This window comes from Micromonospora sp. WMMD980, from assembly GCF_029626035.1.
Taxonomy (GTDB): domain Bacteria; phylum Actinomycetota; class Actinomycetes; order Mycobacteriales; family Micromonosporaceae; genus Micromonospora.
This window is the reverse complement of record NZ_JARUBE010000003.1, coordinates 308,761-322,444: the sequence shown is the minus strand read 5'-3', so window position 1 is coordinate 322,444 and position 13,684 is coordinate 308,761. Positions and strand designations below refer to the sequence as shown.

Below are 13,684 nucleotides of genomic sequence, written 5' to 3'. Positions count from 1 at the left end.
CACCCGATGCCCCGTGTCATCGTGCCCGTCGGCCTGTCCATGGGCCCCCGCTACCGCTATGTCCATCCACCGGACCCGACCCCCGAGTGCTACGAACTCCACCTCGGAGACGACCTGGTGGAGCTGACCGAGACGGAGGCGGCGGTGTGGGCGGCGTCCTTCATTGACGCCGAACGGCACGCCAAGCTTGAGGTCAACCGCGAATCTCTGATCCGGCTATTGGAGACCGCACCCCAGCCGGAGCCGCAGGCTGCCGAGATCGTCGACCACCTGATCCAACGCGGCCTGCTCGTCGAGTTCGACACCGACGGCGATCTCGAACCCGTCTTCCGCCGTCACAAGCTCTTTCCGCTTGGGCAGGGGCTCGGCTCCACCGCCGACGAGCCTCACCTACACCGAGTCGGGCTCGCCAACCAGCCCATCGTGGCCATGTCCAACGATGTCTACATGCAGTGGAGTTTCTCGATACTGCATAGCAGCCTCTGGGAAGCATGCGTGTACTACGCCGATGACTCTGAGCATGTTGCCGACGGTGGCGAGCCACTTGACCTGACCCCCGCGTCTCTCGCGACCGAGATCGCCCAGAACATACCGCTACTGCTGGCCACGAGCTGCGGCTTCCTTGATCCAGTTGCAATCTGATGAGATACCGCAGGGTCGGGCAACGCCACTCGCAGCCAGACCGATCATTCACACGACGGATCGGCTACGAAACGGCGAAGGAGGGCGGGGGCACGCTGCTGCAACAGGCCGGCGCTGCGCTCGGCGCGCTGGCCGGGTTGATGGGTAGCACGTGGGGGCTGCCGCCCTCTGCCTCGGTGATTACGGGTGCCATCGTCGGCGGCACCCTCGGCAGCGTCGGCAAGGGCTTCGTCGCTGCCAGTCTCGACCAGTTGCGGGAGCGCCGTGAAGAGCAGCAGGCGCGCACGTCCCGACGCTCGTCCAACCGCCCCAGTTGGCGTCACGCACATGCCGCCGGAAGCTCCAGCGGAGGCGCATTCATGTCGAGCCGGCGCGGTGGCACGGCGAGTGTCGCCGGCCAGGTGATCGGGGGCATCGAGCAGATCATCGAGCAGCTCGAACGGACGGCGGGACGGGTCGCGAACATTCACCAGAAGATGTGGGCGAGCCAGAATGCCCTGCTCGCCGTCCTCGCGGGTGGCCGCCCCGACATCGTCCGCACCACCGAGGCCCGCCTCACCACCGCGCGCGGCCTGGTCCACGACTCGACCGTCGCGCTGGCAGCCGCGAAAGAAGAACTCCGGGCGTACCGTTCGCGTTTGTGACGCCGACCGGCGCGGGTGTTTGACACCCGCTACCCCCGGTCCGACGATGTGCCGATGGTTTCCGATGAGCTGAGGGCCGAGGCAGTTGCGCTGCGCGCCGCAGGCCGCACTCCGAAGCAGATCGCCCGGGAGTTGGGCCTCACACGGGCCGTGGTCGGGCCTCTGGTCCGCGGCGTCGAAGTGGAGCGGCCCGGCCGGAGCCGACCAGGTGACCTGCCTCTGCTGGGATGCTGGATCAGCCCCGGGTGGAGCGAGGGTCTGCTCATCGAGGACCGGCCGGACGACTGGGTGGACGTCGACGACGACGGATCGATGACCGATACTGCCGGTCTGGCCAGCGTGTTGGTCGCCCGCCGGGAAGGCGCAGCGGTGAGCCTGGTCGGCTTCCTGGTGGACACCTACTGTCTCGGGGCGAAGAACGCCCTGGCGCCCAGCGCCTTCGACGAGCGGGACGTGTCAGCCTTTGCCGACGAGTTCTTCGGCAGCTATGAGGCGCTTCCGCTGCCGGCCCCGATCGACCTGGCCCAGCATCTCGTCTTCGGGGCCGTCGAATTCGCCCGTGGCATCGGTTTCGACCCGCACCCGGACTACTACTCGGCCGCCGGTCACCTGGGCGAGTGGCAGCCGCCGAGCCGGATCACCTTCGGCCGCGATGGCACACCCTTCTTCCTCCAGGGGCCGAACGACAACGCCGAGCGGATCATGAGGGTGCTGGACCGCTCGGTCGGCGCCGGCAACTACCACTACACCACCGTCGTCGGGTAACCGAAGGGCTACCGCAGCTCGGGTACGCCCCGCAGCAAAGCCAACGCGGACCGGTCGGAGCTGAGCTGCGCCAACTCGGTGTCGATGAACGTGGTGAAGAAGTCGGCCGGTGACCCACCCATGAACGCCTGCTGCTTCTCGGCGTGCCACTGGTGCAGCCACGGCTCGATCTCGGCCAGCCCGGCGAGCAGCGGCAATAGCCGGTGCGCCGGCCACAGCTCCTGCGTCCGGCGGTCGAGATAGACGGCGGCGAGCGCCTGCGCCTGCGCGAGGTGGTCCCACCCGGCCCAGCCGAGCAGCTCGCTGCCGTCGCTGTCCCGGCCCGCCTGCGGATACGAGATGAACCGTTCCTTCGGCACGTCGAGCTTGCCGCGCGCCCTCCAGTACGACGACCGCACGAAGTCCGCCGACGTGTACTTCGGCGGCACCGGGATCTCCACCTTCTCGCCCGCGTCCTCCCGGCGTTGCAAAGCCCAGGTCCGCTCCCACTGCGCCCGCTTGCGCAGCCCCGCCGGCTTGTAGCGCTGCGCCGGCAGGTACGGCACGTACTCGTCGGCGACCAGCCCGCCGAGCGTCCGAGCGAGGTCGTAGTTGTCGTGCCCCACCCACAGCTCCAGCACCGCTCGGAAGTCCTGATCGGACCCGACCCGCTCGGCGAGCTGCGCCACCGACAGCGGCGTGGGGGTGCCGCCCCACAGCTCGGGCGCCTCCAGCCGGTCGAGCAGCCACTCCCGCAGCGCGGCCTTCTGCATGTCCTTCCAGTCATCAGCAGACCAGCGCCGCTTGCACTCCGGCCGCTCGATCAGCCCGATGTGCCGGTTGCTCGCGATGGTGGCGATCCGTCGCTCCACCAATGACCGGTACTCCGCCGGCCAATCCGATCGCGGTCGATCGATCGGCTCTGACTTGTGCCGCTTGAACCACTCGGTCTGCGCCCCGCTGGTGTGCAGCACGATCTCGAAGGCCCGCTCCCCAAACGCCAACTCCGGCGGGTCGGCGCAGGTCAGATCCTCATCAACCAGCCCGTAGAGCCGGTAGACCTCCCAGTCCAACTCCTCCTGAAGCGCGATCATCCGCGCCCGGGTCGAGTGGTATTCCGTCTCGGCCTCCGCGAGCCGCTGCCGGGTCGGCACCCCCGAGGCGGCCACCGCCGCCGGGGTCACGCTCGACAGCCGCCGCGCCAGCGAGTCGATTTCCCGAGCCCGCTCCAACGGGTACGCCGAAGGCAGCGGAAACTCCTGAAGCTTGGTCCCGGTGAATTCGAAGAACCGTTCCCAGTCATCACTCGTGAATCCACCGCCTTCTCCACGAATACCTTTGTCGTGGCTCACCTGCTTCAGCCAGAAGCAGGAGGTGGAGCTGTTCAGCACCCCGAGCAGCCGCAGGTGATCGTCCTCCGTCGCCCCCTCCGGCAACTTGATCACCGGCGCTGAACGGTTGAAGACCTTCCCGCCGCGATCCAACACGAATCGGTTGTGTGTCGCCACGAACGCAAACGCGATCGACATGGGCACCCGATACCGCTTCGCGAAGAACATCGAGTACTCGAACCACTTGAGGCCGCGCTCCAGTTGGCTCTCCCCGTAGGCGACACGCTCGGCCAGCGTCGTCTTCATCGGCCAGAGCAATTTTCGCACCGGCGCTGGCCCGACGGGATCGAATGTCTCCTCGCGATAGGGCCAGAGTGATATCACCGGGTCCGTGATCGCCCAGTCCCGACTGAACTCGCCCTCCACCAGTGGGCGCTGCTGAGCGTCCGGCACCCCGGCGCGGCGTAGCGCTCCGGCCCCGACCATGTAGGCGCTGTCCTCGCGGGTTACCGCACCGAAACCGATCTCCGTGATCAGGTCGGAGAGACGGCTCGTTGCGCGCGTAAGGATCTGCATCAGTCCGACCGCGCCGCCGCCCGACAGGCTCCATGGGTGACCGCTGAGCTGACCCCGATCGAGATCAGAAACAGTGACCCATTCCGACTCCGAGCCGGGCGAATCGATCTGACGGACAATCGCGCCCCACACCCTGCCATCGGCCGGAACCTCCGGAGCGGCCGGCTCGCCTCGAACACCAAGGACCGTGCGCAATGTCGACGCGCGACGGCGTTTGTTGGCGCGGCCGACCAGGATCACTGTCGGTGTGCCGTGGCCAGGAATGAAGGCACCCGAGGTGTCGATGACCTCGGTCAGCTCCACCTCGTGCGCGAAGTATCTCTCGACGAGCTTCTTGCCGAACTCGCGCTTCATGAAGGCGTTGCCGGTGATCTGGCCGACGTGACCAGCGCCGTCACCGTGCTTGTCCGACCACTTGGCCAGATCGAAGAACCGCTTTGCGAACGGCACGGTGAGGGCATACTGCCGGTGGCAGACCGTGGGATAGATGCTGCGGTAGAGCCCGCTGCGCTTGCCGTCGGCGACCGTGATGTAGGGCGGGTTGCCGACTACCACCGTGTACTGGTTCTCGGCAAGATAGTCCTTGAGCAGGTCGGCATCCTCGCTGTCGTACGCGAAGATTTCCTTCTCTTTCTCGGCTTCACTACCCGCCTGCGTCTGGATCTCCAACTCCTTCATCAGGTCGCCCTGGGCTCGGGAGTCGAATGGCCCCCAGGGCAGCAGCGAGTCGCCGGTCGCCACCCGCACCGGGAAGGCCGGCGTCCGCTCCAGCTTGGTCAGGCCGCACACAGTCATCGCGGCGATCAGCAGCCGGAAGCGCGCGATTGCCACCGCAAACGGATTGATGTCCACACCGGTCACCTGGCCGAGCGCCCGCTCTGCCAGGATCCGCACGTCGGTGGCCGGTTCCCGGTCCTGCCACTTGCGCAGCAGCCGGTGGAACGCGCCGAGCAGGAAGTGACCGGAGCCGCAGGTCGGGTCGATAACGCTGGTGGCGGGGAGACCGAACTCCTTGACCGCCGGCTCGAAGGTGCGGTCGAGGATGAACTCCTCCACGAACTCCGGCGTCTGCAACAGTGCGTACGTCTTCTTCGCATGCGTCGACAGGTCCTGGTAGAGGTCGCCGAGGAAACGGGTGCCCAGGTCGTCTCGGCGCAGCGACTCGCGACCGGCGCCCCGCCGGAAGAAGTCGCTCAAGTCCTCCGCGGCCGGGCCGGAGATGTCGAACCGCCAGACCGGGTTGTGCCGGTCGAATATCTTCGCGGTGGCCTTGAGCTGAGCCAGATAGCGGAACGCCTCCCGCAGCCAGTGCCGGTCGTTGTGCCGGGGATTGGCGATCAGGTAAGCCTGCCGGTGCTGGATCGCCCGGTCGGCCGGTGCTTCCGGGTCGTCGCCACCGATCCACAGCTGGTCGGTGATCAGCTCGTTGTCCTCGCAGAACCGGACGAACACGCAGCCGAGCACCCATGCCACCGCCGCCTGGTCGAGCACGTCGTCGAGCCAGGTCTCGAAGCTCGCGCCGACCCGCTCGGCGGCCTCCGCCCGGGCGTGCTCCTGCCGCAGCTCCGCCCGCAGCCCCGGTGCCTCCGCGAGCTGCCCACGGAGATCATCCACCAGGCTCTTGACCTGCGCCTGCAACGCCTTCAGCTCGATCACCGCCAGATTCTACGATCCGACGCCCCGACAACCGCTACTCCGAGTCGTCGTCGGCCACGCCTTCCATTTTTCCGCCGAGCCGCACGTCCAGGTGAGCGGCGAAGGCTCGGAGACGCTGCTCCAGATACTCGGTGCGATCGTCGACGAAGATGTGACCGCCGGCCCCGCCCTCACACAACCGCCGCCACGCCTTGACCGGGATGCCGTGGCTGTCGAGGATCTGTTCGGTTACCGAGCGGCCGACCGCGCTGTTCAGCTCGGGATGGCCGTCGAACAGACCGGGGCCACCCCGGAGCGGACCGAGCCCCTTGAGCGCGGCGAGCACCCCGACGTTCGGCGTGGTCGGAAAGATCAACCTGTTGGCGGGGCGGCTGTCCTTCGGCACGACGTGCCGGAACACCTGCGGGTCCGAGTTCGCGAGCAGGTCCGCCACGTCGAACGGCTGGCCCAGCATGTCGAGCCGACGCGGGAACTCCAGCGCCTCCCAGGCGACGTAGGCCTTGGTGCGGGCGCTGTTGAGGTTGAACGACTCGGGCATCGGCTGTACGTCGCCCTCGTCCGGCCGGAGGTCCCCGTCGCCGGCGGCGAACGCCCGCATCTCCCCCAGCGCCCGGCGCAGGACCGTAGAGGTGGCCCCGGCGAACGCGCCCGACCAGGAGGTGATCCAGAACCAGCGGCGCAGCCGGTCGTACTGCCAGCCGGTCGGGTCGGAGCAGGTGTGGAAGAACATCGCCAGCAACACGAGCTGGTGCGAATATGGCAGGAACTTCGCGTGTGGCAAAGTTACGCCGTTCCGGAGGAACTGCGCGGCGAGTCGCACCGCCCGGTCGGTCTGCGGCAGGGCGTCGTGCAGGCGGTTCTGCACATAGTCGGCCACCAGACTCCACCTGGGCGACATGATGTCCGTCTCCCCGGCGATCGCCAGCAGCGACCGGAACACCGCCAACCGGGGCAGCTCACCGAAGCCGGTATCCGCGATGGCGGTGACGATGTCGTCGATCCGGCTGGCCAGGGAAGGCTGCTCCTTCCGGTACGTCAGCGCGGACACCATCTGGTCCGGATCCATCCGGGTGCCGGTGCGGTTGAGCCGGGCGTAGACGTTGACCGCCTGGTCGATGCTCGCGCCCTGGAGGCGCACCAGGGTCAGCTTGTATCCCTTGATCCGCTGCGTGACGGCCTCGGCCTCCCGGATCAGGGAGTCGACCTGACCGGCATCCTTGACTCCCAGCTCCACGCGGTGGAAGTGCCGAAGGAAGTCCCGCGTCCGCATCACCGCCGCCAGCGGCAGCAGGTGCGGCGAGAACCTGCCGGACCGGTGGTGGCGGTAACGGTCGGAGCCCAGCGGGTCGGGACGCAAGTCCCGGTAGATCTGCCAGATCCAGTCCCCCTCGTCCTCGGCCGGGCCGTCCCGCAGTGGCCGGTTGAGCACACCGAAGAGCGTCGACACCCGCTGATGCCCGTCGAGGAGATAGGAGACCTGCCGACCCGCTGGCGGAGGCGGGATGTCCAGCCCGCCGATCCGGTCCAGCGAGGGCACCCGCTCGTCGGTCTGCCAGAGCAGCAGACTGCCGATCGGGTAGCCGCGCTCGATGCTGTCGAACAGCTCTAGCATCTGGTGGGGCCGCCACACGAAGGGGCGCTGGAAGGCGGGCACCCGGATCTCACCCCGACCGATGCCGCCCAGCAGATCATCGACGAGTGCGATGGTCGGATCGGGCCGGATCTCGGCCTGGTCGGTGCGCATGGAGCCCAGTCTCCTACAGGATCCGGTGGATCATCGCGAGCAACTCCCGCAGCTCCGCGACGACCTCCGGCCCCAACTCGGCGAAGTCGTCCTCGGTCAGGCAGGTGTGCTCGGCGATCAGCGGCCTCGGCATTTCACCGAAATGTTTCTTGACGTCCAGGTATCGCCGCTCCTCGACGCTCTTGCCGCGCAGCGCGTCCACCTTCGGCATCCGTGTCGGCAGGCTCTCCTCCCACGCCCGGCAGGGAATGTAGTTCTCCATCTCCCGACCGCCCCACAGGTGCAGCTCGACGCCCTCGACAGCGCGGATCTTCGCAGCGTAGGTGTCGTTACGCGTCCGATGCCCGGCATACTTGCGGTCGCTGTCCATCAGCGCCGCCAGCCGAACCAGGATGGCGAAGTGGCGACGGCGACGTTCGACGAACTGCGGCATCCGGTCCTTGCCACCCGCATGCCCGATGGTCAGCCAGTCGGCGCGGATGGCGTGCACGATGCGCTTCGCGTCGAATGCCTCGGCGAGCGCGAGCAGGAAACACTCCTCGGTGATCTCGTCCTCGACGACCAGCACCGCCGGACGGCTCAGATCCGCCACCAGGTCCTTCAGCTCGGCGGCGGTGATCGATGCGCGCCGCCCGGACGGCGCGGCCACAGTGCTCGTGGCTTCGGTGAAGGCTGCCTCGACGAACACCTTCACGCCGTCGATTGGCAGGGTGTCGGCGAAGCGTGCGGCACTGTCGGCTGTGGTCCGGTCCGGCCGCCACTCGTGCCGCTCCTGCATGAGCAACTCGAGCAGTTTGACCACGGCCAACTTATCGCCCTGGACGAACACCTCGGGCTTGATGTCAAGATGCATAGCCGCTCCGGCTCAGCTGCGCGGTGGCCAACGCCCGGGCCTCCTGGTAGTCCTGCGAGAAGTAGCCGTCGGGCCAGCCGGCACCGAGGTTGCCCAGCTCGTCGATCGCCACTCGCTGAACGGTCGAGACGCCGTTCTGCTGGTGCACCACGTAGACCGCCACGGTGCCGGGCTGACACGCCCCCTCGGCGATGCGGCGTCTTAACCGCAGCAGCAGCGTCTCGCTGTGGGTCTCGACGAGGAACCGCGTCCCGGTCGTCCTGGCGGTGTCCAGGTAGAGATCCGCCAGCGCGGCGTGGGCGGCCGGATGCAGGTGCATCTCGGGCTCCTCGACGATCTGCAACGGATCGACGCCCTCACCACGCAACTCGTCGATGGCACACTGCACCAGGATCGGCAACACCTGGGCCAGGCCGGTGCCGGCGTCGGCGAGGTTGACCTGCACGGAACTGCCCCGACGGGTGAGCACCGTCGACCAGAGCGGGCCAACCGGGACCTCCTCGATCCGCCACTCGGGCACGATATGGGCGAGCAACTCGTTGACCCGCTCGATCAGTTCGCCGCTGCGCCGGGCGCGATCGTCGGCGAGGATTCCATAGACCTCCTGGCCCTGCTCCCCCACCTCCCTTGGTGCCCCGAACGGCAGGCGGTGCTGCCTGCTCGGACGGTCCCGGTAGGCGCTCAGGAACCGGATCGGCCCGATGGAGGGCCCCTCTCCCGGCGGGTGCGGCCATCGGAAACCCGAGTCCGGCAACCGTGGCAGCAGTCCGCGAAAATCGACCGGTCGAATCGTCGGCTGACCACCCGGCTCACGTACCTCGTAGAGCGGGCCGTCATCGGTCAGCTCAATGCTCGGCTGAAGGCGGAATTCGACGGCCTGACGGGCGGTGGCGAAGTGCAGAGCGGAGACGTAAGCCAACCGATCCTCGTCGACGTAACGGATGCTCGCCTCCAGGCCGAACGAGGCCGGACCGTCGACCTCGACGCCGAGAGTGAAACGGCCATGGGTGCTCTGCTCGAAGATCAGGTCGGGGAAACCGTCCACCGGCAGCGGGTCGAGCCGGTCCAGGTCGAGCGGGGCGGTGCTGGTGGTGTCGAAGCCGGTGGCGATCACCAGCGGTGCCCGGGTCAGCACGCTCTTGCCGGAGTTGTTCTTGCCGAGCACCACGGTCACCGGGGCCAGCTCGATCTCCTGCCGGTCTCGGAAGCACCGGTAGTTCTCAAGCGTGATCGTCCTCAGGGGCATTCACACGTTTCTACCAGGACACCCGAACACGAATCACCCCGGCCCGTGTCCGCAACACGACAGTCAGCGCGCCGGCGCGGCACTTACCTCGGTGGTGATCCAGTCGTCGGCGAGCCAGAGCGACTGGCTGGCCGGCGAGGTCAGCGGCAACTGCACCCCGTCCAGCACCGCCGGGTCGGGACGACGCGCCGGCACCAGCAGCAGCCGGGCCGCCGGCCGGGGCCGGGTCAGGTCCGCCACTTCCTGAAGCAACCCGAGCTGCCCGTAACGGGCCAGCGGCGCCGCCTCGGTGAGCAGCACCGCGCCATCGGCGGCGGCGATCGCCTCGCTGATCGCCGGCACGACCTGATGCCGGACCAGATCCACCAGGCTGCGGAAGTCGGCGTCCAGCGGCATGCCGTTGTCGGCCGCCACGATCGCCTCCCACGGGAAGCCCAGCCCCCGCAGCCGGGTCAGCAGGATCGCCGTGACGTCCACCTCGGTCAGCGGCAGCCGGGCCAGCAGCGCCCGCCGGGCCGGGCCGAGCCGACGCCACGGGGCCAGCACCGCGAGGAAGGCCCGCCGCTGGATCGCCGTGCCGAGCTTCTCGCCGACCTCGTCGGCGGCGGACATGCCGAGCAGTGGGGCGTGGCTGGTGGCCATCCGGGTGCCGGTCACCGACGACATCGCGCTCGGCCGACCGTACCTCTGGTCGGGCGCGTGCCAGGTCAACGGCACCTCGGCCGCGACCAGCAGGTCCGTCAGGGCGGGGCGGCCGGGCAGCCGCTCGGCCCGCGGGAAGCGGCCGTGCACCCGGTCGCGGACCTGCTGCTCGCCGAGCCACTGCCCGATGAGGTTGCCCGCCGACAACCGCAGCGCCCGCACCGCCGGCATCCCCACCGGATAGAGCTGGCCCTGTGCGTTGACGTCAACCCGGTCGTTGCTCCCCGCCGACGCGAGCTGCAACAGCCGCGGATCGGCCACCGGCGGCATGCCGGCCGGCACCGGCAGCCGGCGCAGCTCTTCCAAGGCACGCTGCCGGGTCGGTAGCGGGTCACTCTCGGTCAGCTCCGCGGCCCGGTCGCCCAGCTTGACCGCGTACCCGAGGAAATCGTCGGCGGTCACGACGGAGGTCGGGTCGTCCGGTTCCCGGCCGACCAGGACGATGCTCGAACCGGGGAAGCGGTAGGTGGCCACGCGGGCGTTCCCACCGGTGCTGAGCTCGGCCTCGACGGCGGCGCGGACCAGGCCGATCGCCTGGGGCAGCCGCTTCGGCTCGGAGGTGTAGGAGCCGCGCGCGGCGATCACCGCCCGCGCCAACTCCTCGGCCGACATCACCGCGCCTCGGGCGTCGAGAAGCGCCACGATCTCGTTGCGCACCGCCGCCAGCGCCGGATCGTCCAGCCATCGCGGCGTCTGGTTACGCAACGCCGCGAAGACCTGCCGCTGCTTCTTCCCGGTGGCGCGGGCCACGTCTCCCTCAACCGGCCAGTGCAGGAACGTGCCGTCCTCGGTGGGGGCCTGGCCGAGCAGCGCGGCCAGAATCCCGTGATGTCGGGACTGCTTCGGCGGCAGCAGCGTGGCGCAGAGCGCCTCGACACCCTGGGCCACCGGGCGGGCCTCGCTGTCGGACGGCTCGTTCCCGCCGGGCAGCACCGCCCGCAGCGCCCGCGCCTGGGCGATGATCTCCTTACGGGTGGCGTCCGGCACGCCCTTCGCCCGGGTGAGTTCCGACAACTCCGCGTCCAGCAGCTCGCCGACCGTGTGCATGCCGAGCCGTTCCAACGCCGACCGGGCCCGCGCGGTCAGCTCGGTCACCTCCAGCGGCGACTCGCGGGTCAGCCCCACCATCGCCGGCTGCGGGCCGACCGGCGTCACCGCCGGCTGCGGGACCTGCTGGAAGATCGCCCGCCAGGCGTCGGTCATCTCGTCGACCGTGTCGAAGCGGGCGGTGGCCTCCCGGGCCAGCGCCCGGCGGAAGAACTCCACCAGCCGGTCGGCGATCGCCGGGTCGAACGCCGACGGGTCCAGGGTCACCTCGTCGCTCACCGCCGTCGGGTTGGCGTTGTCGCCCCACCGGGGCAGCGTGCCGGTCGCCATCTCGTAGAGCACCACCGCCGCCGCGAAGCGCTCCGCCGCCGCGTCGTACCGCAGCCGGCGCGGCGCCCCGAGGAACGGGTCGAGGTAGCCGACCGTGCCGGCGCTGAGCTGGTCGGCCGGGACCGACGACAGTGAGAAGTCGAAGACGCACAGGTGCGGCTGCTTGTCCTTCGGCCGGGGCCGGGCCGCCAGGTTGGCCGGTTTCAGGTCGCGGTGCCAGACGCCCTGCCCGTCCAGATAGTTGGCGATGTCGAGCAGGTCCCGGCCGTACCGCTCCAGCAGGTCCAGCGCGAGCCGGCCGGCGCGCAGCTCCTCGGCAAGGGTCCGCCGCCCGGCACTCTCCATCAACAGCGCGGTCCGGCCACCGACCCGCACCGGGCCGTCGACGAGCGCGGCCACCTGGGGGTGCTTGAGCCCGGCGAGGGTACGCGCCTCCGCGGTCAGCCGTTCCTCGTGCTGCTCGTCGCGGGCCACCTTCAGGACCAGGTCACGGCCCTCGTCGGCGCGGCTGACCAGCAGCGCGACGGCGGTGGACCCCGAGCCGAGGCGGTCCTTCACCTCCAGCCCGCCGTCGAGCAGGTCACCCCGGTGGGCGGCGAGCGGATCGGTCACCGGCTCGGGCTCCGGCGCGGTCAGCTCGTCCCAGACCTTCTCCAGGTCGCTCCGGAACCGCGACACACTGGGCAGCCGTTGCCCCGGGTCGCCGCGGGTGGCGTCGTAGACCAGCTTGACCAGCTCGGACGGCATCCCGTCGACCACCGCGTCCAGGTGCAGCCCGCTGTCCCGCACCGTGTTGGCCAGATCCTCGGCCGTGGTGGCAGGCGCCGCCCCGGCGAAGATCCGGAAGGCGAGCGCGCCGAGCGAGAACACGTCGAGCCGGTGGCCGGGCAGCCGGGCCGCATGGTCCGCCTCCGGCGCCTGGTAGCGGCGGACCTCGTCGTCGAAGAACAGGTCCAGGGTGGCCGGATCGCTCGACGGGCCGAGCCGGGTGAGGTGGGACGTGCCGGCGAGACGCCCACCGGTCTGCCAGTCGGTCACCACAAGCGTCGGGCGCGTCCCATCGGGGTCTCCGACGTAGACCGCCCGGGGTGAGAGCGCCCGGTGGGCCAGCCGACGGGAATGGGCATAGTCGATGATCTCGGCGAGGTCCTGCACCAGATGCAGCCGCTGGGCCAGGGTGAGGGTGTCCCCCCGCCGCAGCAGCCACTGGTCGAGGCGTACCCAGTTCTGCTGGTGGTCGAAGACGACCGCCGGGCCCCACGCGTGGTCGACCAGGTCGTGCGCCCGGGCCACGCCCGGATGGTGGATCCCCTGGAGCAGCCGGAACTCCCGCTCCGCCGCCCGGCGGATCGCCGGCACCTCGTGCTCGGCGGCCCGGCTGGTGAGATAGAACCGAACCCGGCGCACCAGCGATGTGTCCAGCGTGTGCCCGGCGAGGAAATCCTGCCAGCCCAGCCCTTCGGCGAACGGCTTCGGGTGCAGGAGCAACTGGCCGATCTTGCGGTCCGCCACCGACGGTCGGATCTTGGCACCGCGGACCAGGTCCACGATCTGCCGACCCCGAGCCTCATCCACCAGGTGGCCCGGGTTACGCGGCGGCGAGAGCAGGAACGTCTTCAGGCTCGCCAGGTTGGCCTCGGGATGACCGTCCAAGCCGTAGACGTGCTGGCTGCCGATCGCGTCCAACTCCGCTCGCGTCGCTCTGGCATGCAGGAAAACCGCCGCGCCGACGAACGGCGTCTCGTCCTGCCGTCCCTGCTGCTTGGCGTAGTGGCGGATCAGGCTGCCCAGCCGCTTGGCCTTCCGGTTGGCCAAGATGTAGGGGTTGTCCTCCGGGATGAGCCGGGAGTTGGGGGCGCGGCGCACCCACTGGGTGCCGTCCCCACGGATCTCGCCCTGCCAGTGCTTCAGCTCCAGCACGTAGAGGCCGCTCGGGGTGAGCACCAGGGCGTCGACCTCGTTGATCGAGCCGTCCGCGCCGACGAACTCGACGTTCGCCCAGACGTGGTAGGGCTCGGTGTCCGGCAGGTAGCCGGCCAGCTCCCGCAGACCGTCCTGCTCCCACGTGTAGGAGCTGGCGTTGATCTGCTCCCAGCGCGGCGAGTCCTCGCGCATGCGCCGCCCCCTCTGGCCCGATCGTCGCTGTCAAGCTCAACCCCGGAACCTTAC

8 protein-coding genes are annotated in these 13,684 nt (G+C 69.4%); 3 read left to right on the top strand and 5 right to left on the bottom strand.

All coding sequences use genetic code 11. The annotated features are described in order from the left end of the window. The first annotated feature begins 6 nt into the window (after positions 1–6). Genes O7618_RS02045 through O7618_RS02035 form a run of 3 tightly spaced genes read left to right on the top strand, consistent with a single transcriptional unit; the run spans position 7 to position 2,051 of the window. Entirely contained in the window at positions 7–642 is a 636-nt protein-coding gene (locus O7618_RS02045) for a hypothetical protein (RefSeq protein ID WP_278104241.1), read from the top strand. After that, positions 642–1,286 carry a hypothetical protein gene (locus tag O7618_RS02040; RefSeq protein WP_278104240.1) on the top strand — a complete coding sequence of 215 codons (645 nt, stop codon included), beginning with the start codon at positions 642–644 and terminating at the stop codon, positions 1,284–1,286. The genes O7618_RS02045 and O7618_RS02040 overlap by 1 nt, the downstream gene beginning before the upstream one ends. Before the next feature lie 54 nt (positions 1,287–1,340). Then, on the top strand, positions 1,341–2,051 hold the full coding sequence (locus O7618_RS02035) for a hypothetical protein (RefSeq protein ID WP_278104239.1): 711 nt from the start codon (positions 1,341–1,343) through the stop codon (positions 2,049–2,051). An 8-nt stretch (positions 2,052–2,059) separates the two neighbouring features. On the opposite strand, the gene pglX is transcribed toward O7618_RS02035, so the two are convergent. The 5 genes from pglX to pglW all read right to left on the bottom strand — a co-directional run bounded on the left by pglX (position 2,060) and on the right by pglW (position 13,630). Next, positions 2,060–5,593, bottom strand: coding sequence for a BREX-2 system adenine-specific DNA-methyltransferase PglX (pglX, locus tag O7618_RS02030; RefSeq protein WP_278104238.1), 3,534 nt, complete (start codon positions 5,591–5,593; stop codon positions 2,060–2,062). Positions 5,594–5,627: 34 nt separating this feature from the next. Continuing rightward, positions 5,628–7,337 carry a DUF262 domain-containing protein gene (locus O7618_RS02025; protein WP_278104237.1) on the bottom strand — a complete coding sequence of 570 codons (1,710 nt, stop codon included), beginning with the start codon at positions 7,335–7,337 and terminating at the stop codon, positions 5,628–5,630. A gap of 13 nt (positions 7,338–7,350) precedes the next feature. Continuing rightward, positions 7,351–8,190, bottom strand: a complete 840-nt coding sequence (locus tag O7618_RS02020) for a hypothetical protein (RefSeq protein WP_278104236.1) — start codon at positions 8,188–8,190, stop codon at positions 7,351–7,353. After that, complete coding sequence (locus O7618_RS02015; RefSeq protein ID WP_278104235.1) at positions 8,180–9,436, bottom strand: AAA family ATPase; 1,257 nt, start codon at positions 9,434–9,436, stop codon at positions 8,180–8,182. Before O7618_RS02015 ends, O7618_RS02020 begins: the two co-directional genes overlap by 11 nt. A gap of 63 nt (positions 9,437–9,499) precedes the next feature. Continuing rightward, on the bottom strand, positions 9,500–13,630 hold the full coding sequence (gene pglW / locus O7618_RS02010) for a BREX system serine/threonine kinase PglW (protein WP_278104234.1): 4,131 nt from the start codon (positions 13,628–13,630) through the stop codon (positions 9,500–9,502). Positions 13,631–13,684: the final 54 nt, after the last annotated feature.

Coding starts and splice junctions, on each gene's coding strand:
- O7618_RS02045 (WP_278104241.1), top strand. CDS start 7: ATGCCCCGTGTCATCGTGCCCGTCGGCCTGTCCATGGGCCCCCGCTAC.
- O7618_RS02040 (WP_278104240.1), top strand. CDS start 642: ATGAGATACCGCAGGGTCGGGCAACGCCACTCGCAGCCAGACCGATCA.
- O7618_RS02035 (WP_278104239.1), top strand. CDS start 1,341: ATGGTTTCCGATGAGCTGAGGGCCGAGGCAGTTGCGCTGCGCGCCGCA.
- O7618_RS02025 (WP_278104237.1), bottom strand. CDS start 7,337: ATGCGCACCGACCAGGCCGAGATCCGGCCCGATCCGACCATCGCACTC.
- O7618_RS02020 (WP_278104236.1), bottom strand. CDS start 8,190: ATGCATCTTGACATCAAGCCCGAGGTGTTCGTCCAGGGCGATAAGTTG.
- O7618_RS02015 (WP_278104235.1), bottom strand. CDS start 9,436: ATGCCCCTGAGGACGATCACGCTTGAGAACTACCGGTGCTTCCGAGAC.
- pglW (WP_278104234.1), bottom strand. CDS start 13,630: ATGCGCGAGGACTCGCCGCGCTGGGAGCAGATCAACGCCAGCTCCTAC.